The 21,623-nt window shown below is 47.5% G+C and carries 24 protein-coding genes; 10 read left to right on the top strand and 14 right to left on the bottom strand.

Annotation, left to right across the window (positions count from 1 at the left end; translation table 11 throughout):
- Positions 1–34: 34 nt before the first annotated feature.
- On the bottom strand, positions 35–1,351 hold the full coding sequence (locus DYP60_RS01930) for a fucose isomerase (protein ID WP_117329187.1): 1,317 nt from the start codon (positions 1,349–1,351) through the stop codon (positions 35–37).
- A 109-nt stretch (positions 1,352–1,460) separates the two neighbouring features.
- The gene (locus tag DYP60_RS01925) at positions 1,461–2,624 is read right to left on the bottom strand and encodes an ROK family transcriptional regulator (protein WP_117329186.1); all 1,164 of its coding nucleotides are present in this window, start codon (positions 2,622–2,624) and stop codon (positions 1,461–1,463) included.
- A 123-nt stretch (positions 2,625–2,747) separates the two neighbouring features.
- Here DYP60_RS01925 and DYP60_RS01920 point away from each other — a divergent pair, with 123 nt between their 5' ends.
- From DYP60_RS01920 to DYP60_RS01895, 6 genes are read left to right on the top strand one after another with little or no spacing between them, the layout of a single operon-like run.
- Positions 2,748–3,569, top strand: a complete 822-nt coding sequence (locus DYP60_RS01920; RefSeq protein WP_117329185.1) for a transketolase — start codon at positions 2,748–2,750, stop codon at positions 3,567–3,569.
- Positions 3,570–3,581: 12 nt separating this feature from the next.
- Positions 3,582–4,520 carry a transketolase family protein gene (locus DYP60_RS01915; RefSeq protein WP_117329184.1) on the top strand — a complete coding sequence of 313 codons (939 nt, stop codon included), beginning with the start codon at positions 3,582–3,584 and terminating at the stop codon, positions 4,518–4,520.
- A complete protein-coding gene (locus tag DYP60_RS01910) occupies positions 4,517–4,987 on the top strand; it encodes an RpiB/LacA/LacB family sugar-phosphate isomerase (protein ID WP_117329183.1) in 471 nt (156 codons plus the stop codon). Before DYP60_RS01915 ends, DYP60_RS01910 begins: the two co-directional genes overlap by 4 nt.
- Positions 4,984–6,153: an iron-containing alcohol dehydrogenase gene (locus tag DYP60_RS01905; protein ID WP_117329182.1), complete on the top strand. Its 1,170-nt coding sequence runs from the start codon at positions 4,984–4,986 to the stop codon at positions 6,151–6,153. The genes DYP60_RS01910 and DYP60_RS01905 overlap by 4 nt, the downstream gene beginning before the upstream one ends.
- Positions 6,150–6,893, top strand: coding sequence for a sulfite exporter TauE/SafE family protein (locus tag DYP60_RS01900; protein ID WP_117329181.1), 744 nt, complete (start codon positions 6,150–6,152; stop codon positions 6,891–6,893). The genes DYP60_RS01905 and DYP60_RS01900 overlap by 4 nt, the downstream gene beginning before the upstream one ends.
- 4 nt (positions 6,894–6,897) lie before the next feature.
- Positions 6,898–7,605, top strand: coding sequence for a DUF4867 family protein (locus tag DYP60_RS01895; RefSeq protein ID WP_117329180.1), 708 nt, complete (start codon positions 6,898–6,900; stop codon positions 7,603–7,605).
- Between the two features lie 27 nt (positions 7,606–7,632).
- On the opposite strand, the gene DYP60_RS01890 is transcribed toward DYP60_RS01895, so the two are convergent.
- The 10 genes from DYP60_RS01890 to fusA all read right to left on the bottom strand — a co-directional run bounded on the left by DYP60_RS01890 (position 7,633) and on the right by fusA (position 16,683).
- On the bottom strand, positions 7,633–8,343 hold the full coding sequence (locus tag DYP60_RS01890; protein ID WP_202384334.1) for a sulfate/molybdate ABC transporter ATP-binding protein: 711 nt from the start codon (positions 8,341–8,343) through the stop codon (positions 7,633–7,635).
- The gene (modB, locus tag DYP60_RS01885) at positions 8,340–8,999 is read right to left on the bottom strand and encodes a molybdate ABC transporter permease subunit (protein ID WP_117329179.1); all 660 of its coding nucleotides are present in this window, start codon (positions 8,997–8,999) and stop codon (positions 8,340–8,342) included. The genes DYP60_RS01890 and modB overlap by 4 nt, the downstream gene beginning before the upstream one ends.
- Entirely contained in the window at positions 8,992–9,774 is a 783-nt protein-coding gene (modA, locus tag DYP60_RS01880) for a molybdate ABC transporter substrate-binding protein (RefSeq protein ID WP_117329178.1), read from the bottom strand. The genes modB and modA overlap by 8 nt, the downstream gene beginning before the upstream one ends.
- Positions 9,771–10,790: a molybdenum cofactor synthesis domain-containing protein gene (locus DYP60_RS01875; protein ID WP_237446189.1), complete on the bottom strand. Its 1,020-nt coding sequence runs from the start codon at positions 10,788–10,790 to the stop codon at positions 9,771–9,773. Before DYP60_RS01875 ends, modA begins: the two co-directional genes overlap by 4 nt.
- A complete protein-coding gene (locus DYP60_RS01870; protein WP_160525144.1) occupies positions 10,735–11,694 on the bottom strand; it encodes a GTP 3',8-cyclase MoaA in 960 nt (319 codons plus the stop codon). Before DYP60_RS01870 ends, DYP60_RS01875 begins: the two co-directional genes overlap by 56 nt.
- Positions 11,675–12,148, bottom strand: coding sequence for a cyclic pyranopterin monophosphate synthase MoaC (gene moaC / locus DYP60_RS01865; RefSeq protein ID WP_117329175.1), 474 nt, complete (start codon positions 12,146–12,148; stop codon positions 11,675–11,677). The genes DYP60_RS01870 and moaC overlap by 20 nt, the downstream gene beginning before the upstream one ends.
- Positions 12,148–13,176, bottom strand: coding sequence for a molybdopterin-binding protein (locus DYP60_RS01860; RefSeq protein WP_117329174.1), 1,029 nt, complete (start codon positions 13,174–13,176; stop codon positions 12,148–12,150). Before DYP60_RS01860 ends, moaC begins: the two co-directional genes overlap by 1 nt.
- Positions 13,154–13,516: a winged helix-turn-helix domain-containing protein gene (locus DYP60_RS01855; RefSeq protein WP_117329173.1), complete on the bottom strand. Its 363-nt coding sequence runs from the start codon at positions 13,514–13,516 to the stop codon at positions 13,154–13,156. The genes DYP60_RS01860 and DYP60_RS01855 overlap by 23 nt, the downstream gene beginning before the upstream one ends.
- A 205-nt stretch (positions 13,517–13,721) precedes the next feature.
- A complete protein-coding gene (locus DYP60_RS01850; RefSeq protein ID WP_117329172.1) occupies positions 13,722–14,429 on the bottom strand; it encodes a hypothetical protein in 708 nt (235 codons plus the stop codon).
- 145 nt (positions 14,430–14,574) lie between these two features.
- Positions 14,575–16,683: an elongation factor G gene (fusA, locus tag DYP60_RS01845; RefSeq protein WP_117329171.1), complete on the bottom strand. Its 2,109-nt coding sequence runs from the start codon at positions 16,681–16,683 to the stop codon at positions 14,575–14,577.
- Between the two features lie 262 nt (positions 16,684–16,945).
- Here fusA and DYP60_RS01840 point away from each other — a divergent pair, with 262 nt between their 5' ends.
- The 3 genes from DYP60_RS01840 to DYP60_RS01830 are packed head-to-tail and all read left to right on the top strand — an operon-like array spanning position 16,946 to position 19,330.
- Positions 16,946–17,347 (top strand): HIT family protein, encoded by a 402-nt coding sequence (locus DYP60_RS01840; RefSeq protein WP_117329170.1) that lies wholly within the window; start codon positions 16,946–16,948, stop codon positions 17,345–17,347.
- A 2-nt stretch (positions 17,348–17,349) separates the two neighbouring features.
- A complete protein-coding gene (locus DYP60_RS01835; RefSeq protein ID WP_117329169.1) occupies positions 17,350–17,631 on the top strand; it encodes a hypothetical protein in 282 nt (93 codons plus the stop codon).
- 16 nt (positions 17,632–17,647) lie between these two features.
- A complete protein-coding gene (locus tag DYP60_RS01830; RefSeq protein WP_117329168.1) occupies positions 17,648–19,330 on the top strand; it encodes a coiled-coil domain-containing protein in 1,683 nt (560 codons plus the stop codon).
- Here DYP60_RS01830 and DYP60_RS01825 read toward each other — a convergent pair.
- Complete coding sequence (locus tag DYP60_RS01825) at positions 19,327–19,917, bottom strand: HdeD family acid-resistance protein (protein ID WP_160525139.1); 591 nt, start codon at positions 19,915–19,917, stop codon at positions 19,327–19,329. The two genes, DYP60_RS01830 and DYP60_RS01825, sit on opposite strands and share 4 nt — an antisense overlap.
- 89 nt (positions 19,918–20,006) lie before the next feature.
- On the opposite strand from DYP60_RS01825, the gene DYP60_RS01820 reads away from it, so the two are divergent.
- Positions 20,007–20,702, top strand: coding sequence for a YjjG family noncanonical pyrimidine nucleotidase (locus DYP60_RS01820; protein ID WP_117329397.1), 696 nt, complete (start codon positions 20,007–20,009; stop codon positions 20,700–20,702).
- On the opposite strand, the gene DYP60_RS01815 is transcribed toward DYP60_RS01820, so the two are convergent.
- A complete protein-coding gene (locus DYP60_RS01815) occupies positions 20,686–21,489 on the bottom strand; it encodes an FKBP-type peptidyl-prolyl cis-trans isomerase (RefSeq protein ID WP_117329166.1) in 804 nt (267 codons plus the stop codon). The two genes, DYP60_RS01820 and DYP60_RS01815, sit on opposite strands and share 17 nt — an antisense overlap.
- Positions 21,490–21,623: the final 134 nt, after the last annotated feature.

The raw sequence follows: 21,623 nt of genomic DNA, 5'->3' as shown, positions 1-21,623 counted from the left end.
GTAGTTTTGCACAGAATGCAAACTAAATCGCACCTTATTGGATGACTTTCCATCCCTTCAACTTGGCCACCAACTCCAATGGTCTGATATAGGTCCCATAGACCACCGAGGAATGATGAGCGAGGCCATTGTCCAAGACCAAATCAAGCACCTCTTTTACCGGTCGTTCAAAGCGTGCCTTCATATAGGTTCCCTTCAACAACTTTTCCATGGGAACTGCGGTAGCCTTTTGAAGGAACATGCGGTAGCCTCCTCTCGCTGAATCAATGCGAAGAACCGAGAGCTCCCCACTCTTGAGAACAAAATCTGCAGTGACTCCCTTTCCTCCCGCAAAGTAGGTGTCAAGGCTGCGGTTGCAGGTACCATCCCATAGGTTGCAGGGAGCAACACCACAGTGCCAGAACAGAGCAAAGTCCTGCTGGAAATCTACCTGGGAGAAGTCAAAGAGGAAAGGTGTCTCTGCCCCTAGCGCATGGTGGGCGATCATGGAGAGAGCGCCGTCGATGTCTCCCTCACAGGCAAGGATCATTCCCTCAGATTGCAACAAACTCATCGCTGCACAAGGGGAGACCCCAAAATCGCGGGCGAATTCCGGCCAGCATCGAATTGCCAATGCCGAAAGGTTCATCTCGTGGTAAAAGGCGTCAAGCTTAGCAGCCAGTTGGACTACTCGGTCCAGCTGATATGCTGAAAGTGTTGATACATCAAAAGTCTCTCGTATCTGCTGCATCCGAGAGGAGACTTGTGCTTCGGTAACCGGATACTCATGCACATCCTTCAGTTCATAGTGGTCGACCAATGCACCAGTCTGGCCATATAGGAGGTTGTCCTGCACTCCGACATTGAAGAATCCATCGGCTCTATACCCTAGGATTCCTATCTTTGCCATCTTCATTGCTTTGATAACCCGAATTGCATCAACCCAGTCCTCATCGATTGTATGCTGTACAATGACAGTGTAGTCATCATACCCACTCTTGTAGAGATTACTGGCGTTCAGGTTTACACCACATACCGAGTTAAGACGAATTTTCCCACCATTGTAGGGGAGTTCTGGGAGTCCCCAAAGCAGAATCGGTACAGGAAGTTCTCGCTTGAGTTGCAGTACCAGATGACCGAGATGAAACGTCCCTGAAATGCAGACCAAGCCATCAATTTGCTTGGTTGCTAGTTCTTTCGCAGCAGCAAGCCCATCTTCCTGGGAGATGACGAGGGGCTCCAAGCAATACCAGGTTACCCCTTCTAGGTGCCGTAGCTCACTACGAATCTTTGCATAGATCTCCTCTGCAGCTGTATAGTCATAGGTCGTTCTTGCAAGACACACCACACCAAGGGTTACAGGATATTTCACACACTACTCCTCATTCCGAATGAGCAAACCAAAGGTGCTCAATTTAGTTACTTTCCATAAGTAAGTAAATACCACAAACAAGGACTCGTCAATAAAAATCTGAAATTTTTTACCGGAAGAACTCCTGCAACACCAAATCAGAAGCACCCTTCTGTGCAAGAAGAGGGTCGTAGGCTGTCGCAAAAATACGTGGGGGTTCAACACTGAACGCATCAGGTTCATCAAGCAATCGAATAACTTGGTCTCGAATTGCCTCTGCAACTACATCGCAGCACCCCACGAACAGGAATGACTTGGGTGCAAAAAGCCTCATCAGCACTCTGATGGCAACCACAAGATATCCTGCAGCTCGCTCAATCGTACGCCTAGCAACCGGATCTCCTGCCTGCAATTTTGCATCGAGCCCCTCAAAAAGCGCGAGTCGTAAATCCAATGAGTTTGGATCGAGGTCCTGCAGATAGGCCTGCAAACAACCTCGTGAACCACAGCTGCACCTTGGTCCATCAGCATTGATTGGAATATGACCTGTCTCGATTGTCTGGTTTCCGCTATTCACATAGATTTCATCATCATGCACAAATGCACCATTGACCCCGGTTCTAAGCAGGAATGTGAACATACTCCCTTGGTGGTCATACCCCCCGTGACGGTATTCACTCAATGCAAGGGCACTACAGTTGTTGTGGATCATGACAGGAATGTCCAAACGGGACTCCAACTCTGCAACCAAGGCAATGTCCTTCATCCCCTCTATTCTTGGATAGTAGCGTACCCGTTTCCGTTCGAGATCGACCTGTCCTGGAGCAGCAACTCCCACTCCTATTACACGTTCCTTCTCAATGTGTAAATCAAATAGTACACGTTCAATCTCAGTGACAATGAGATCTGTCACTTCCTGTGCTTGTACATGCTCCGGGAGGGGATGCATTGCTGAGTGGATTCTTTCTCCCTGGAAATTGAACACACCAAGAGAGAGAAAAGCGGTCCAGAACTCAAGTCCTATGGTGAATCGGGCATTCTCGGACACTACATAAAAAACTGGACGGCGTCCCTTTCGGATGGTGGAGTCCTCACTCCCTCCCTCGATTGATTCAATCAAGCCATCTTCCTCCAATGAGGAAAAAATTCGGAAAATCGTAGGAGCTTTCAACCCAGTTTTCTGTACAACCTCAGACTGACTGATCCCATGCCTACCGGTAGCATGAATCATGGAGAGTACAATGTTCTGGTTATGTACCCGTAAATCAGCCGTTCTGAGCGGATTGCCTTGCATATATCCTTCCTTTTCGCTCAGTCTAATCCCATCTAGGAAAAAAATCCACAGGAAGTAGCTTTACAAGGTTGTTCGTATGGATTATAGTTACTTTCACTAAGAAACTATTAGAGAGGTATCCTTATGCTCGCCTCAGAACAATCCAAACAACTGGCATCCTTTGCCAAGGAAATTCGCAAAAATACGCTGTTCACCATCGGCAATCTTGGTGTCGGACATATTGGAGGAGCCCTATCGATTGTCGATCTTCTCGCCCTTCTCTACGGGAAGGTAATGCGAATCGATCCCACCAATCCAGTATGGGAAGAAAGAGACCTGTTGGTACTTTCCAAAGGACATGCAGGCCCGGCTCTCTACGCTACACTTGCACTGAAGGGATTTTTCCCGATGGAGGAATTAAAAACACTCAACCAAGGTGGTACCAATCTCCCCAGTCATTGCGACCGAACCAAAACAAAGGGCATCGATATGACTACAGGATCACTTGGACAAGGACTCTCTGCTGCCTGTGGTCTTGCCTATGCGATACAGATGGATAAGAAAGATACATACGTCTATGCAATCATCGGGGATGGGGAGAGCCAGGAAGGGCAGAACTGGGAAGCCGCCATGTTTGCTTCACATTATCAGCTGGACCATCTCATCGCCTTCACCGATTACAATAAAATGCAGATAGATGGAACCACCGATGAAATCCTAAACCTTGGGGATATCGAGGGAAAATGGAACAGCTTCGGTTGGTTCACCCAACGCATTGATGGACATGACCTTTCGGCCATGGACAATGCAATCGAAACAGCAAAATTGCAGAGAGGGAAACCAGCGATGATCATCCTTGACACCATAAAAGGGAAGGGGGCTGCATTCTGTGAAGGCAATGTAGCGAACCATAATATGGCCTTCGACCTGAACACTGCAAACGAAGCCATCGCGGCACTCGAATAGGAGAGAGACAACATGGAAACGAAAGAGATGCGAGGCGTCTATTGTGATACCCTCCTTGGTCTGGCACACAGCGATGAAAGAATCATGGTCTTGGAAGCCGATCTTATGAAAGCATCGGGCACAATACCGTTCAAACAACAATTCCCTGAACGTGCAGTTGATGTCGGCGTTGCAGAAGCAAACATGGTCGGTTTGGCAGCCGGACTCAGTGCAGCGGGGAAAATCCCGTTTGCTGCAACCTTTGGTTGTTTTGCAAGTCGGAGAGTCTTCGACCAGTTCTTCATTTCGGCAAACTACGCAAAACTGAATGTAAAACTGGTGGGAACAGACCCTGGCATCAGCGCAGCCTTCAATGGAGGGACACACATGCCCTTCGAGGACATTGGCCTGATGCGCATGATTCCGAATCTTACTATTCTGGAACCCTCCGATCCTGTGAGTTTGAAGGCTTTGGTTCAAGAATGCGCCAAACTATACGGTTGTACCTACATGCGGCTCCATCGAAAGGCAATACAGCCATTGTATGCAGAAGATGAAGTATTCACCCTGGGGAAAGGAAAGGTCCTCAAGGACGGTACTGATGTAACCATCATTGCTCTGGGAGCCATTCTTGTTCCTGAGGCCATCAAGGCGGCAGCATTACTGGAAGAACAAGGCATCTCGGCAGCTGTCATCGACATGCATACAGTCAAGCCTCTGGATGAAGACCTGGTTCTCTCATATGCAAAGAAAACCGGGGCAGTCGTAACTGCCGAGAACCACCAGATAGCAGGGGGGCTTGGAGCTGCAGTGGCCAACTTGCTCAGCACGCACTACCCCACCCCCATGGAGATGGTAGGCATCCATGACGAGTTTGGTCAGGTAGGAACACAAGCGTGGCTGCAAACGTACTATAAGCTCACTGCAGAAGAGATTGTAAGGAAAGTACTTTCTATAAGGAGCAAATCATGAACATAGCAATTGCATCAGACCTTTCGGGATTCCCACTCAAAGCAGAGATCGCCAAACACCTCCAAGAGCAGGGATATGAAGTCCTTGACTTCGGCATTGAATCTGCTGAAAACCCCCAACCCTACTTCATACAGGCTCCCAAGGTTGCTGGAGCCATCCAGGAGGGGAAAGCAGAGAAAGGCATCTTGATATGTGGGACTGGACAGGGTATGGCCATTGTTGCCAACAAGTACAAAGGCATCTATGCCTGTGTGGTGGATAGCATCTTCAGTGCCGAACGGGCGAAAATCGTAAACAATGCAAATGTCATTACCATGGGAGGATGGATTACCGCTCCCTTCCTTGGCATTCAAATTGTGGATGCCTGGCTGGCAATGGCATTCACCCAGAAAATGGAATTCAAGAAGGATTTCCTCAGTAATGCATTCAAACAGGTCCAGGCCATTGAAGAGGAGAACTTTTTATGATCAGCAGTCTGCTCAGTCCGGTTCACATCTTGAGCTTTACCAGTATGCAGGGGTCAGCTCTTGAAAGGATACTGCGATATACTGCAATGAAGCCAGGATTGTTGCATGTCAGTGTTGTCACTGACGACGCACCCATACAAGGGAAACAGGTTTTGATTGATGAACTGGCAGCCCTCACCCCAGTTGAGGTATTCAGCCAGGTGCAACCAAACCCGAGGGCCATAGATATTGAGTCAATGTTTCATGACGACCGGTTCTCGAATACCGATATAATTCTCGGTATTGGAGGCGGTAGTGTACTTGACTCTGCAAAAGCATTGGCAATGTTGATGACCAATAGAGGCTCACTGGAGTCATATTTGCAGGGCAAACCCATCACCACCCGTTCCCTGCCATTGGTTCTGATTCCTACTACTGCTGGCACTGGTTCAGAGGTCACAAAAGTTGGGGTCTACAGTGATAGTACGGGGAGAAAGCACACCTTGGGGTCCCCACTTATGAGTGCACATACGGCAGTCCTGATAGCTTCCCTGCTCGACTCAGTTCCTCCAAAGCTCTGCGCAGCAACAGGATTGGATGCACTGGACCATGCCCTGGAATCCATATGGAACAAGAACAGCACTGATAATACCAGGGAATGCGCAAGGGACGCCGCACATACGGTTCTCCAGACAATCCCAAAGCTCTATGATGCTACGGTAAACAACCAAGAGAGAAGCTCCCTGCAGGAGGAAATGCTCAAGGCGTCCAACGAAGCAGGAATCGCCTTCAATCTGACGGGAACAGCTGCAGGACATGCCATTTCCTTCATTCTCTCTGAGTCTTGGCATATACCGCACGGGCTCTCCTGTGCATTTACCATGCTCGAAGTCTTCGATTGGGCTGTAAGGGATACTCAGAACCGTGAGGAACTTGCAAAACTCGGCAAGCTGATGCATCCGGAACAAGAGAAAACAGATGACCTGGTCTTCGCCCTCAAGAGTGACATAGCATCCTTGCTCTCCCATCTGGAAATTCCAAGAACATTCAAGGATCTCTCACTGAATCTTGACCGTAACACAATCCGGAAGGAATTCTCCCGAGTTGAAACAGATGCAAAACTGCACAACCAGACACCCCCTCTACCAATGGAGGACCTCTATTCTCTCTTGGAGGCAAAACTGTGACCACCTTGGTCCTCAGTGGACTGGTAGTCTTTGTGACCCATTCCCTTGAAGCGGTTACTGGCTTTGGATGCTCAGTCCTTGCCATGCCCTTTGTCAGTGCGTTGCTGGGAGTAAAGACAGCAGTAAAAGTCATTACCATATTGGCTTGGTTGTTGGCAGTGTATATTGTGATACGAAATTTCTCCAAAATTGACTGGAAGCAATATACCATTATCACCACTTTGATGCTGCTTGGGCTCCCTATAGGCATGTACCTGTTTCGCTCACAACAAAGTGGTACGCTGAACCTGCTACTTGCTGTCTTTATCATTGTAGTCTCACTCACACAACTCTATCGTCAGGCAAGAAGGACAGAAAAAAGCTCTCCACCTACAGGGCACAAAGCACTTCCCTATTATTTGCTGCTCTTTCTTGGAGGCATCATCCACGGGGTTTTCTCCTCAGGTGGTCCGCTTGTGGTGCTGTATGCAACGAGAACACTGCCAGACAAGGGCAGGTTCAGGGCAACACTCTGCCTTCTTTGGACCACACTGAACACCATCATCATAGCAGGGTATCTCATTGAGGGTTCCCTAACCCCACCGGTTGCTAAAACCACCTTGTCTCTTGTCCCTTTTTTGATAGCGGGGATTATTGCAGGTGAATATATTCATGACAAGGTTGAAGCTCGTCATTTTTCCTTGATCGTCTTTTCCATGTTGCTGGCTACTGGTATAGTGATGCTATTATTTGCGAGGTGATACAATGAAAATATCCCAATTTCACGTTCCGTTGGATCTTGTGCAGAGTAATCCAAACGAGAACATTCACTCTATTGAGTCTTCCCGTTTTAGACAGTATGGAAGGATTCTCCATGACCTTGATACAGCATACTTGGTTGCTCTTGCCGATCGCGTGACCAATATTCCTGAAAATGACAGTATCTATGAGACATTCCTTCCAGAGCTGGAAGAGAAGGCACTGGTAGAGGAACTCAAACTCTATTATGGTGGCCAAGACATCCAAATTGGGTACTGTAATGGAAAGAATCAAAGCATCAATGGGATGGAGTACCACAAGAGCCCAGAACTATTCATCGCAGTTACCGATTGCCTGCAGTTCTTAACCCCGTTCTCTGCATTGAAGGAGTTCAACACCGTTGACACGCTTTCCGCTGAACTGTTCTTTTTCCCAAAAGGTTCAGCTGTCATCGTTGAGGCTAATGTCCTGCATCTTGCCCCCTGTGGGGTATCGAAGGAAGGATTCAAGTCCATCATTGTGCTTCCCAAGGGTACAAATGAGCCACTGTCCGAGCGTTTGGCTGAGAAAGTTTCTCGAAGCAAAGACCCCGAATCGAAGTTGTTGCTGAAAAACAACAAATGGATTCTTGCTCATCCGGAGAGAACTCAGCTTATCAACCAGGGTGTCCACGTAGGACTGCGAGGACATAACCGAAGTGTTGTCCCTGTCTAAGTGCCAATCACTCGGCCTTTGAGCCTTTTAGCGCTGCTGACACCCAGACTTCCCCTCCTGCCGCAGATGCCCATGCACCAAGTGCAATGTGCGGGAACAATACCGCTGAATCTCCTGGGCATTATGGGAGACAAACACAACAGGGCATTGTGTTTTCAGCAAGGTTGCTTTCAACTCTTGGTCAATAGAATCTTTCAACTCGTCATCCAGAGCTGAAAAAGGTTCATCAAGCAATATTGCATCGGGTCTTGATGCAAGCAACCTCGCCAATGCCACCCGTTGTTGTTGCCCCCCTGACAAATGTCTGGGATAACTCTGGGCAAATTGTTCCATGTGCAGGAGTTCAAGATAGGCATGTAACTCCTCTCGGCAACGGTGCCTATACTGTTCTTTGCTCTCCCTGGGCATTCTTGTCATACCACAACATATGTTTGCAGCGACTGTCATATGCGGAAACAAGGCATATGATTGAAACAAGTAGCCCACACGACGTTGTCTTGTCGGGAGAGAAATACCTTTCTCCCCATCAAACAAGGCAACCCCACCGAGCTGGACCTTCCCCTTGTCTGGATTGATAATCCCTGCAATACATTTGAGTGTCATGCTTTTTCCACAACCCGATGGTCCAAGCAATCCCAGGATCTCACCATTCCCAACGGTAAAGGAAACATCAAGGGTAAACGGCTCGCTATGAGTTTTTTTTGCAATGGAAAGCTGTGCGTCGATTGAAAGACTCATTGCTCTCTCCTTGCAGCAAGATAGGAAGAAAACCCCAAGGAGAGGAAAGAGAGCAGCATCATGAGGCCAACCCAGATCCATGCAGTTCGCATATCTCCTGATGAGGTTGCAAAATAAATGGCCATCGGAATTGTCTGTGTCTTACCGGGGATATTACCGGCAATCATCAACGTAGCACCAAACTCCCCCAGGCTTCGAGTAAAACTCAGGGTAATTCCTGCCATGATGCCTGGCCATGCCTCAGGGAGCATAATATGCAGGAACACGCTCCCTTCATGCATCCCCAGTGTCCGGGCCGCCCAGACATGCTCTGAATTTACTTGTTCCAAAGCACCTCGAGCACTTCGATACATGAGGGGAAACGAAACCACCACTGCGGCAAGAACCGTTGCATACCACGTAAAAATGATGCTCTGACCGAATTGAGACAGGAGAGCCCCCAAAGGCCCATGCTTCCCAAACAAGACCAACAGGAAAAATCCGAGGACTGTAGGAGGAAGCACAAGAGGAAGGGTACACACGGTATCCACGAAAGAAGCAAGCTTTCCTTTCAGACCAAGGACAAGCCGGGCAGCCAAGGTCCCCAGGACAAACACAATGAAGGTTGCGATACAGGCTGCACGAAGTGAAATGGAAAGTGGGGACAGATCAAACATCCTTATCAATCACCGTAAATCCATACTTGGCGAAAACAGAGGCAGCCTCTTTGGAGAAAAGAAATGTCTCGAATTCCTCGGCCGCTTCTTTCTTCTTGCTCGCTTTCACCACCCCTATCGGATAGACGACAGGAGTGTGGCTTTCTGAAGGGGCGATGGCTCTCACCACAACACCATCACTCATCTTTGCATCGGTCTCATACACAACCCCAGCTTGTACATTTCCCGTTTCGACCCATGAGAGGACTTCTCGGACATCCTTTGCAAAAACCAGTTTGGAAGAAAGCTTTTCCGTCATACCAAAATACTCGAAAACCTGGGCTGCATACTGCCCGGCCGGTACTGATTTTGGCTCTCCCACGCCGATCTTGAATAGAGATGGATCAAGGAGATTATCGAAGCTTGAGAGCATTACTCCATCCTTCGGTGTAATAAGCACGATACGGTTCTCCAGTAAATCTTTTACCGTTGATGTTTCCATCAATCCTTTTTCTTGAAGAATCCTCATCTGGTTTGGACTTGCGGAAAAGAACATATCAGCGGGGGCTCCCTGCTCTATCTGTTGTTGTAGGGAGCCGGAAGATGCAAAATTACAATATATTGCAATGTCCGGATGTGCAGCACTATAGATGTCCACCAATTCAAGCATACAATCGGTTGTACTGGCCGCTGCACTTACCAAGAGTTCACGATCCGATTCCTTTGTTCCTTGTGCAAAAAGGGCTGTTGCTGTACACAGCACTCCAAACAAAAACAACAAGATTGTTCGTTTCATGTGATATTCTCCAAGGTATTTTCTGCTCCAAACACGGAAGCACACTCCTTCATTCTTCCTGTCAACATGCTCATCCCATGTTCCAAGGGAGAAAGGACTGCCTCTAGATTTTCTACAGCTGCACGGGGGCTCCCCGGCAGATTTACAATCAACGTACGTCGTCTTGTTGCACATATCCCACGACTCAAGGATGCCCTATCAGTTATGGTGAGACAACGCATACGCATTAATTCGGAGAGGCCAGGAACCAATCGTTCACTGATATCCAAAGTCGCTTCAGGCGTCACATCGCGTGAAGCCAAGCCAGTACCCCCGGTTGTGAGCAACAGATCAGCCTGGTAGGTATCGCAGACTTCCGCCATTTTAGCAGAAAGCATCGCCCTGTCATCAGGAAGCAAGCTACTGCCCACTACTTCATAATCGTGTGCTTCCATAAGCCGTACCAAAGCCCCCGTACTTTCATCAACACGTTTCTTTGCATACCCCTGGTCACTGGCACATAGAATAAAAACCCTGTATTTGGTAAATACTTGCATCGTCATAGCAGGCTGAACTGTACCTCCATGCAAAACACGGGCGAAGACCCCTTCTTTTGGCATGATACAAGTTCCCATTTTTTGGAAGATATCACACCCAGAATGACACTCCTTGCCAATTTGGGTAATCTCCAATACAACATCCCCGACTTTGCAAATGGCGCCAATGGGAAGATTTCTGAAATCAATACCCTGTACGAGCAGGTTCTCCCCAAAATCCCCGTCTTTCACAGGAGCACCTTTCGAGCGAAATGCTTCCACCTTTTCATAGGACAACAAACTGATTTGACGATGCCAATTCCCTGCATGTGCATCATTTTCAATACCCCAATCCGCCTTAATCACAGATTTCTGCATCGGTTCTTTGGCTGTTCCCTTGCCCTTACTTGCGCACACAGCAATGATGGTCCCTTCCTGCATTTCTTCATCCTCCCAAAGATGCCAAGGTATAGTCCTGTATCCTTTGGCGCGTAAAATCATGTCGTAATGGTTTCTCGTAGACAAACTGTCGTATCATCTGCTGTATTTCCTCTTCAGTCTTTCCTTGTTCCAGCAATGCATACACATCAAGATTGTCGCTATGGTACAGACAACTCCGCAAGACTCCATTGCTGGTCAGTCGAAGGCGGTTGCATCCAGAACAGAAACAACGGGAAAGAGCTCCAATGACCCCTACCTCCACCCCTGCAAAATTCATGTACTCAGCAGGACCTTTCCCGTGGGAAAGATAACTTGTTTGTGCTATTCCGTATTCCTCTGTCAGAAAGGCTAGCAATTCAGCGGTAGGCACTCCCTGCAAAGAAGTTTGGGCTCCAATCGGCATGAGTTCAATGAATCTCACAGGAATGGCATGAAATGCAGCAAATTCCATCACTTGCTCCACTTGCTGGTGGTAGTGCTCCCTCAATAGGACACAATTGAGCTTCACAGCAAGTCCGATGTCCAATGCTTTTTGTATGCCATCCAATGTCGGACCGGGAGAAAAACCTCCTGAAAGTGTCGAAAACAAGGAGGAATCTGTTGCATCCAGACTGGCATTTATCCCATGCAACCCTGCTTTCTTCAACGCCCCTGCGTGAGATGCAAGATGAGAAGCATTGGTGGTCATTGTAAGTTTTTGAATCCCCATCTCGGAGAGACCGGTCACAAATGCTGCAATCGAAGGGAACATAAGCGGTTCCCCACCGGTAATACGAACGGTATCAACACCAAGAGGCTGCAGAATACTGCAGAGATGGAGCATTTGCTCGAGGGAACGCGACCCATGGGTTTTCCCTGGCCCACAATACGTACATCGGTAATTGCAGGCATCGGTTACTGATACCCTTAGGTAGTCAATAATTCTCCCTGTTCGATCTACCATGCTATGCTTCATAGCGACCATGCGTGCCTCCATCCTTGAGTTCAAGATGAACATCTTCAATCACCATGCCTCGATCTATCGCTTTACAGCAGTCATAGATTGTGAGGAGTGCTACCGAGACCCCGGTCAATGCTTCCATCTCCACACCGGTCTTGGCAGTTGTCTCAACGATGCAGCGTGCCTGTACTGCGGGAACCTCAGGGAAAAACTCGAAATCTAGCTTGGCGGAAGTTATCAGCAAAGTATGGCAAAGCGGAATCAGGGTAGGCGTCAACTTTACCGCAAGGATTCCTGCTATCCGGGAACATGCAAGGACATCCCCTTTGGGAACGGTTCCCCCCTGGATTGCCAAAAATGCTTCATTGTTCATCACAATCCGTCCACTTGCGATTGCAATGCGTTTGGTAACCGCCTTTTCAGCCACATCAACCATGATGGCATTCCCGTGAGTATCAAGATGAGTCAATGTTGCCATTAGTGGCCTCCTTTCCCAAAACTACAATTTGGGAAGTGACAGGGAGAACACTTCATGCAGAGACCACCCTCTCCGACACCGGCGATATCATGTGCTGTCAATGGAATATGGGCTATGATACGGGGCAAGAAGAGGTCGAAGGCTGTTCTTGCCGAATACATGACACATCCAGGGAGGCCCAAGACGGGAACATCTCCTAGGTATGAAACCAGAAACATGGCACCAGGGAGTACAGGAGCCCCATAGCTCACGATTCTTGCACCAGTGGCTTTGATTGCTCCTGGGGTACGGTCATCAGGATCTACACTCATGCCACCTGTACAAATAACCATTGATGCGCCACTGGCAACAGCATCCTTGATGGATTCGGTGATAAAGGCTTGGTCGTCCCCTGTCTGGACTATATTCGTAACAGCAATCCCATATTCCTTGAGTTTCCTTTCAACAACGGGGGAAAACGTATCAGAAATGAGTCCTTTCTTGACCTCGCTTCCCGTCACAAGTATTGTACAATCTGTTATAACAAAGGGTTTGATTGTAAGAATTGGATGTAATGAACTTGCAATAGAAGCAACCTCGTCCATATGCTCTGCTGCAATGGACAGCGGAATGACACGCATTCCGGCAATCGTATCTCCAGCATGTACCACTGAATGGTTTGCAATGGTTGCAATCATGACCTCTCCCAGGCTGTTGATCTTTTTCAGTCGCTCGGTATCAATTTCAAGTATCCCATCTGTGGTTGCTCTCAGTTCAATTTTCCCTTCCTTGATATCACCGTGTTCCATGTGTTCATTCTCGCAAGCCTGGCAAAGGATGACGGCCCCTTCATCTTCATGGAGCATCCCCTCCTGCATCTCCCAAACATACAGATGTTCTTTTCCCATAGAAAGGAGAATCGGGATATCTTCTTCTTGAACGATATGCCCCTTCCTGAATCTTGCGTCTTTTGTTACCCCAACGATGATTTGCGTCATATCATGACAAATCATGTGACCGACTGCGTCAACTGTTTTGATGAGTTTCATTTGTTGCCTCTGGAAAGTAATTATGGAAGAGAACATCGACCAGTTCTATCGATTCACGATAGAAATCAGTATACCGTTGCATGAATCGCAACCCTTCTTCTGTCAAGGAAGAACCACCACCATCAGGCCCTCCGACAATTTTTTCAGTAAGGGAATAGCCGAGGTTCAACTCAGCAGTATGGAGAATTTTCCATGCCTTGGTATACGACATATGCATCTCTCTTGCTGCAGCAGAAAGAGATTTTGTCTCGTGAATCCGGAATAATAATTCATTCACGCCTGTACCGAAGAATGGTTTTGGATTGCCCAGCTTGATCTGTAAAAAGAAAGAAAAATGCATACACCCTACCGTTATGTTTTTAGATACATAATGGTGAGTATAAGGAACTGCTTCTCCAGATGTCAAGACAATTCAAGAATATTACTCACTTTTCTGTGGAAACAGGAATGAAAGGTATCAATACCCCAGGGCACTCCCTTTGAACATAACTTCGTTCACGCAGACAGTAACAAAGGAGGCCGCAAACGCGGCCTTCTTCTGAACACTACTTGGAAATGAGCATGGTCTTTGGATCGAGACTTACACCCATAGGCTTCTCAAATACCCCCTCGTGGGCCTTGACGGCCGTCATTACCACTTTATCACGCTCCTCATTGTAGATAAGGCCAATGAGGACATCAATTAAATCAATATATTTGTGCATGGTGTTTGGAACACCATATTTATCGTACACGACATCAGAACGGACAGGAGATACACTGAACCATACCTCAAGATTCATGTTCTGTGCGAACTGTTTGATCTTGCGAACATCATCTTCGGTTGCAACAGTAAGTTTGTATCCGTCAAAGAGAATGGCGTCAGCCTTAAAACTTCCATGCTTGATCAAGGTTTCCAAACTTGAGAGGACCTTTTCAATGGTGACATTTTCCTGGCTGAAATTCATGACCACACGGTTGCTGAGTATATTGTTGTACACGGACGCTGCATCATCGAGAGTACGGCCTTCAGAGACTTCCCTGAAGACTTCCTTGTACCAATTGATGACGTGTTCCACATTCCCTGAGAATGAAACATGGATAACATGTTCCCCTCTAAGCAGTTTATCTGTAGCAAGATGGACCAAGCAGGCTGTCTTGCCCACACCATGACGGGAAACAAGGACACCGAGGTTCCCTCGACCAAGTCCACCATCCAAGGACTGTTCAAATGCGCGAAGAGGACTCAGTTCGTTTAACTCTTGTATTACCATAACACTCACCTCCAAGTAATAATTTGGTTCATTCCCAGTATACTATGGAAAATCGCAAAATGGTACTTTTTTACAGAGAAGGGCAAGAAGAGACCCCCCAGAAGGGTTTATCCTCATGGGGGGCTTGGGAATACAGGAAGAAATACTATTTCTGTTCTTTCTTCCGCTTCTCCTGATACTCCTTCTTTAACTGTTCGGAAACGCTTACCGGCACCTTGCCGTACTTACCGATTTCCATGGTGAATTCGCCTTTACCTTGGGTGAGGGAGCGAAGAACCGTGGAATAGCCGAACATTTCAGAGAGAGGAACTTCGGCAATAACAGTACTCATTGCGTTGTCCTCGGTTGAGCTGATGATCAGACCACGTCTCTGGTTGATCGAAGCGAACACCGAACCTTGGAACTCATTGGGAGCAACTACCTCAACCTTCATGATTGGCTCGAGGATGACCGGCTTGGCCTTCTCAAACGCCTCACGGAATGCATTAAGGGCTGCAGTCTGGAATGCCTGGTCGGATGAGTCAACAGGGTGCCATGCCCCATCGTTGATTACAGCCTTCACACCGAGCACAGGGAAACCGAGCTGGGAACCTTTCTTGATTGCCATCTGGAATCCCTTGTCACAGGATGGAATGTATTCGGTAGGAATGGAACCACCCTTGATCTCGTCGACAAACTCGTACTCTTTTGCATCCTCACCCTCTTCAGCATCTGGAAACGGTTCGATATATCCAGCAACACGTGCATACTGACCGGAACCACCAGTCTGCTTCTTGTGGGTATAGTTGAAATCTGCTCTCTGCGTGATAGCTTCACGATAGGCTACCTCTGGCTGACCAATCTCCACCTCTGCCTTGTACTCACGCTTCATGCGTTCGACATAGACCTCAAGGTGCAACTCACCCATACCCTGGATGATTGTCTGGTTGGACTCAGGATCCACATAACTGCGGAATGTCGGGTCCTCCTTGGTAAAGCGGTTGAGTGCCTTGCCCATGTTGTCCGCAGCCTTCTTGTCCACCGGCTTGATTGCCAGGGAGATTACCGGATTTGGAACATACATACTGGAGAGAGAATAGTTCAGCTTTGGATCACAGAAGGTGTCACCACTGGCACATTCAATACCGAAGAGTGCTGCAATTTCACCACAGCCTGCTTCCGTCAAATCTTCCATGGTAGCTGCATGCATACGAATCAATCGTCCAACACGGAACTTCTTACGGCTACGGGTATTGTAGAGCTCATCACCCTTCTTCACCTTCCCCTGATAGACACGGATATAGGTCAACTGACCATACTGTCCATCCTCAAGCTTGAATGCCAGGACTACAGGAGGAAGATCTTCATCAGCCTTCAGTATTACCTCTTCCTCATTGTTATCAAGGTCGAGGGCCTTATTGGTGACATCAGTAGGATTGGGCAGGTAGCTCACCACACCATCGAGCAGGGGCTGGATGCCCTTGTTCTTGTAGGCACTCCCCATGAATACCGGGCAGAGCTCCAAATTGATGGTAGCCTTTCTTATTGCACTGCGGATGATTTCCTCGGTTACATTGTCTTCGAGCATTGCTTCCATAAGCTCATCCGAGCACATAGAAACACCATCGAGCAACTCCTCACGGCGAGCATCAGCTTCCTCTTTCAAGTGGGAAGGAATCTCAGCCTCGCGAACGGCATCCCCATTAGGGCCATCATCGAAGTAGAGAGCTTTCATGCTGACCAAATCAACAACACCCTCAAGCTTATCCTCAAGACCAATGGGAATCTGCATCAATACAGCGTTCAAACCAAGCTTTTCAATCAATTGATTCTTGACGCGATACGGATTTGCACCAGTACGGTCACACTTGTTGACAAATGCAATACGGGGAACGTGGTAACGCTTCATCTGCCGGTCTACGGTGATGGACTGGCTCTGTACGCCAGCGACGGAACAAAGCACCAAGATAGCACCGTCCAACACGCGCAAGGAACGTTCAACCTCTATGGTGAAGTCAACATGTCCCGGTGTGTCGATAATGTTGATTTCATTTCCTTTCCAGGTAACGTTTGTTGCAGCGGAGGCAATGGTAATACCTCTTTCGCGTTCAAGTTCCATGCTATCCATGGTAGCCCCAACGCCATCCTTACCACGAACTTCATGTATTTCGTGGATCTTATTGCAGTAGTAGAGGATACGTTCGGAAAGTGTTGTCTTACCCGAGTCAATGTGGGCACTGATTCCGATATTCCTCAAATTTTGCAAGTCAGCCATTCTTTATAACCTCTATAGTATAGAATAAAAACGAGTCCACAGATTCCCCTGCAGCATTCCAATATCCCTGATGTAAAACTCTTACTCCCTAGTACACATCAGGTTACCAACTGAAGGGAAGAGAACGAACGTTCTAGGGACATGATTATCCCAACGTACCTCGTGGATAATAGTATATCTCGGTTTTTTGTGCAATCCCTTTTCCTAATACAATCCTTTTCCGACTCGACACTTGTGTGTTACAATAGCGCTGAGGTATGCCATGGAAACGATTTTCACCAAGATTTTGAAAGGGGAGATTCCCTCTATATTTTTACACAAGGACGAGCTTTGTTTCTCCATATTAGATATCAATCCGGTGAACAAAGGACACCTGTTGATCATCACCACAGAAGCCTACCCTACCCTCGAAAGTTGCCCAGAAGCTGTACTCAGCCATATGATGGTTCTTGCGAAAAAAGCTGACAAGGTACTCAGGGAAAAACTTGGTTGTGATGCCACCAACGTAATCATCAACAATGGAAAGGAAAGTGGGCAGGAAGTACCACACCTGCATCTTCACATCATCCCCAGGTACAAAGGGGATGGGAAGACCCTCCATCTTGTCAAAGAGACCTACTCAGATGGCGAGATTGCCGACTATGGAAAGAAATTGGAGTTTTAACCATGCGTGCATGTCATCACTGCCATACTCCCATCGACCCATTGCTCAGTATTGGCTATCACACGGTATGTCCAACCTGTTCGAAGAGTCTGCATAGCTGTGTAAATTGCAGATTCTACAGTCCGGGAATCTACCACGACTGCCTTGAAGGAGTCGAGGAATATATAGAGGATAAGGAGCATGCGAATTTTTGCGACTCCTTCATGCTCGGTGAGGATTCCAAAGAGGAATCAGAGAAAAAAGCACGTGCCAAGGCAAGAGCTGAGGCATTCTTCAACTTCTAAGGAACCAGAAACCCCTATGAACAAACGCATTGCACTGCCAACAATCCTGATACTGCTCACCCTCCTCTTTGGATGTGAGACCTATACCGCCCGCTCTGCAAAAGAGAGCATCCAGACACCCACTCCCATTGGTGAGGGTGAACTCGTCACCAAATATTCCTTGTTGGTAGCTGAACAAAAAGCGAAAGAGGAAGCAGAAGCAGAGGCAGAACAAAAACAACGCTATGAAGATGCCCAGGCAGTTATTGCCTCGCTCCAAGCAGAAAAAAGATTATTGGAGAAAGATCTACAAGAGAATCAAAAGGCACTCACTGATGAGCAGAACAACACTAAGAACTTGAGGGAATTGCTGGAGGAACGCAACCTCTCCGTTGAAAGCAAAGGCCTCGAGTATATGCAGAAAACCGGGGAAATGCAGACAACTATTACTACACTGCAAGCTGAAATTGAAGCATTACACCAAAAGATCGCTGAAAATGAACAAGCCTATGAAATGCTCACCTACCAGGCTAATGAACTTGAGAATCTTCTTTCAGAACAGCAGATCATAAACAGAGAACTCCAAACCATCATACATGAGGCAGAGGTAAAGCATACCTCCGAAGTTGAATCGCTGAAGGCAGCACAAGAACAGAGGTTGCTGGAACTACAGGATACCATTGAATCTCTGCAAACAGACAAAGCAATCCTTACAGCACAACTTGAGGAGAAAACCCAATCCCTGGAAGAGAGACTCAGCCTTGAACAACAACGTAACGAGGAAGCAAAACGCATTGAGGAAGAACGGCTGGAAAAGCAGCGGGAGAAGGCAGAGGAACTGAGAACAGCGGAAGAAGCTGAGAAGGCGCGCCTTGCCGCATTGGAAGCTGAGTACCAACAGATTCCCCCACTCCCACAGCTGACACTACCCAGAATGTACACTACTGACGAAGCAACAATACTGGCAGCTGAGAAGGATCAGCTGAACGTGTTGATGCTCCCCCTTGATGATATACCCTGGAAGGATACCACCATGCCTGGTTTGGTTAAAACAAGCATCAGCGACATCCAATCCCCCGTCATCCTGGTCACCGGTCATATGCAGAATGTCATTGACTTGGTGAGACAATTGAGAAGGAATGCCGTACTGGTTGAAGGAGGGGCAATCATTACATCCTTCCCAATCATCTCAACCACGAAACATGGGGCGAGTGTCCAATTCAGCAACACAAAAACACTTAGGCTCTCTATTACAAATCTTCCCGAATATGAGGTCCTCAGCGCGTTTACAAGCGGGAACGATTGGAAAACCATACAGCGGCAGGGTACCAGCGAACGAACAAAGGTTTTGAAAGGAATACTCGGCGAAGGAACCGTCACTGAGCCCACCATTATGGGCGCCAGCCTCTTTGAACCTTCCTACCAGGATTGGAATACATTCAGTCCTGTGCCCTACAGACAGATTGACTATATCTGGCCACTGTCGAATTTCTTGGAGGAGTCATCCTTCTATGATGTATACAGGGTTACCCATTTCTCAGCAGATACCGATGCGGGAAACACCTTTCTTACAGAGAATCTGAAAGAACGTATTGATTACATATACAGCAGGAAGGTCCTTCCCTTGCAGAGTTCCATGCTGACCATAGGAGGAGAATCTCTTCCTGATGCACAAGGTATAGCCCGCTATGGAATCTCTGCCACCTTCTTGATTCCTTAGTTCTCCGGATCAGCCTCAACCACCTGTTCCTTGAATTCCCGGTTGATTTTTTGAATACGCAATGACCAGAGGATCATACCGATTCCACTGACGATAAAAAGCAAGCCAAAGAGCTTGAGCAGCAAACTCCCGATCTGTTGGGGAAACACAAACAAGAGAATTGCCATAACCAGGGAGAACACCCCTTCCGTATAGAGCGGGGAGAGCGATTGTTCGGCTTTTCGCATCAACAGAGCGTCCATGAAGGAAATCAAGGCTGAGAACAGGAACTGAGCCCCTACAATGTAGAGCAGAACCGTCCAGCTGATGGTCGCTGCAGAAAGGGGTACAATGATGGCTACCAAGCCAATACCAATACTCAAGAATGCCTTAACCAAGGTAGCAATACGAGAACGACTGCCGAGGTTGAATCCCTTGAGGTGAATCAGGCTGGAAATACCTGATCCAGTAAGGAACACTCCCAAAAGGGAAATAAAAATCTTCACGAACGATTCCTGTTGGAACATCAAGAAAATCCCTATAATGATCAAGAACGCTCCAAGCACTGTGGATAGGATAAGATGACGTTTAAGAAAGGTCTCCTGCATATTTGGCTCCTTGCCTTTCGGTCCTGTACAACTGGACCGTTTTTCTTTATCGTACTGGTTAGAACTCCCTAAGTAAAGGATGGCAACACATGTACCGGTATCTTTTCTTCGACGCAGATGGGACCCTTTTCGATTTTGAACAAGCTGAACATAACGCTTTCTGGAAGATGGCAAAATCCTTGGACCTACCATTGGAACGTGAGCATGAACAGTGCTACATACGCTGCAATACTGCAGTATGGAGGCAGTTCGAGAAAGGGGAAGTCACCATCGAGGAATTGAAAGTGAAACGATTTGCAGATTTTGCATCGGAAACTGGAATTTCACTCGACGCCGAAAAGGCAAGCGAGAGCTATCAGCACCAACTATCCAAGCAGGGTATCCTGTTTGATGAAAGTAGTACCGTCCTCGAGACATTGAAAGAGCGAGGATATATACTCTTTCTTGCTACCAATGGAATTGCACAAGTACAGCGAGGCAGGATTGCTGTGTCACATACTGAGCGTTACTTCGATGATATCTTCATCAGCGAAGAAGTGGGGTATCAGAAGCCAGATCCTCGATTCTTCACCCATATGTTTGAGGTAACTGGGCTTAGCAACCAGAAACAGCGCTCCCTTATGATCGGCGACAGTCTTTCCAGTGATATTGCCGGTGGTATAGCCAGTGGTATGGACACGTTGTGGTTGAACAGGGAGGGCAAACCCCTAGACCCCAAGATACAACCAACATATGTACGCAATAGTCTCTCTTCTTTGTTGGAATTCCTTACCGGCCCTCTCTGATAGACTTGAGTTCAACCTCAATGATAAGAAGCGTATTTGGTTCAATAGTTTCTGTTCCTTCCTTCCCGTAGGCAAGGTCGGGATGTATCCAGAACCGGTACTTTGCTCCAGCCTGCATGAGTTTCACTCCCTCGATAAAACCAGGTACCATGATGGCCTCCAGAAGGAAGGTGGAACTCTGTTTTCGTTCGTAGGAACTGTCGATTATTTTCCCGTTCAGCAACATGATCTGGTAATCGACTTCAACAATGCTCTTCTCTGTCGGGTGTTCTCCCTCGCCTTCAACAAGCACTTCATACTGCAGTCCTGATTCGGTAGTCTTTATGGACTCCCGCTTCTTGTTGGTTTCCAAGAAATCCTCTGCTACTTTCAAATTGGCAGTAGAAAGAGCTTCCATCTCCTCTTGGGCAATCTGCAGGAGCTTGGTTTGCACCTCATATAGGGTTTGGGACATCTCTTCCTGGGTATAAAAACCCTGTCCCTTGTCAGCGTCGAGGATTCCCTTGGCAAAATAGGATGCCTGCAGGTCACTAAATCCTTTCTGCTGGGCCATCGTCGAGTACAGGAGATATCCGTAGGTATAGCTAAAACGATCCTCCAGCTTAGATGGCTTCTTCAAATCTCCAATGATATCCGTCTCTTCAACAACCGTTTCTGGTTGAGCAACAACTGTTGATGGTTTCTCCTCCACTTGTGCCTGCGGAGATTCCACGGGAGTTTTCGAACATCCAACCATCAAGAAGAGCATAAACAAGGGGACGAGGCGCACAGACAAGGTATTCTTCACGGCATATCCTTCCGTAACAGCGGTTTTAGGTCTCCAAACTATTGATTTTTGCATCAATACATACGAAACATGCCATACACCCCATTATGACATACAAAGGAAAAAGACCTGTATAAAAGAAACTGTAACCCAGC

The sequence above is a fragment of the Sphaerochaeta halotolerans genome, assembly GCF_003429665.1.
In the GTDB taxonomy this organism is placed as follows: Bacteria; Spirochaetota; Spirochaetia; order Sphaerochaetales; family Sphaerochaetaceae; genus Sphaerochaeta; species Sphaerochaeta halotolerans.
Note: the sequence above shows the minus strand (reverse complement) of the source record. Positions and strands in the feature narration are given on the sequence as shown.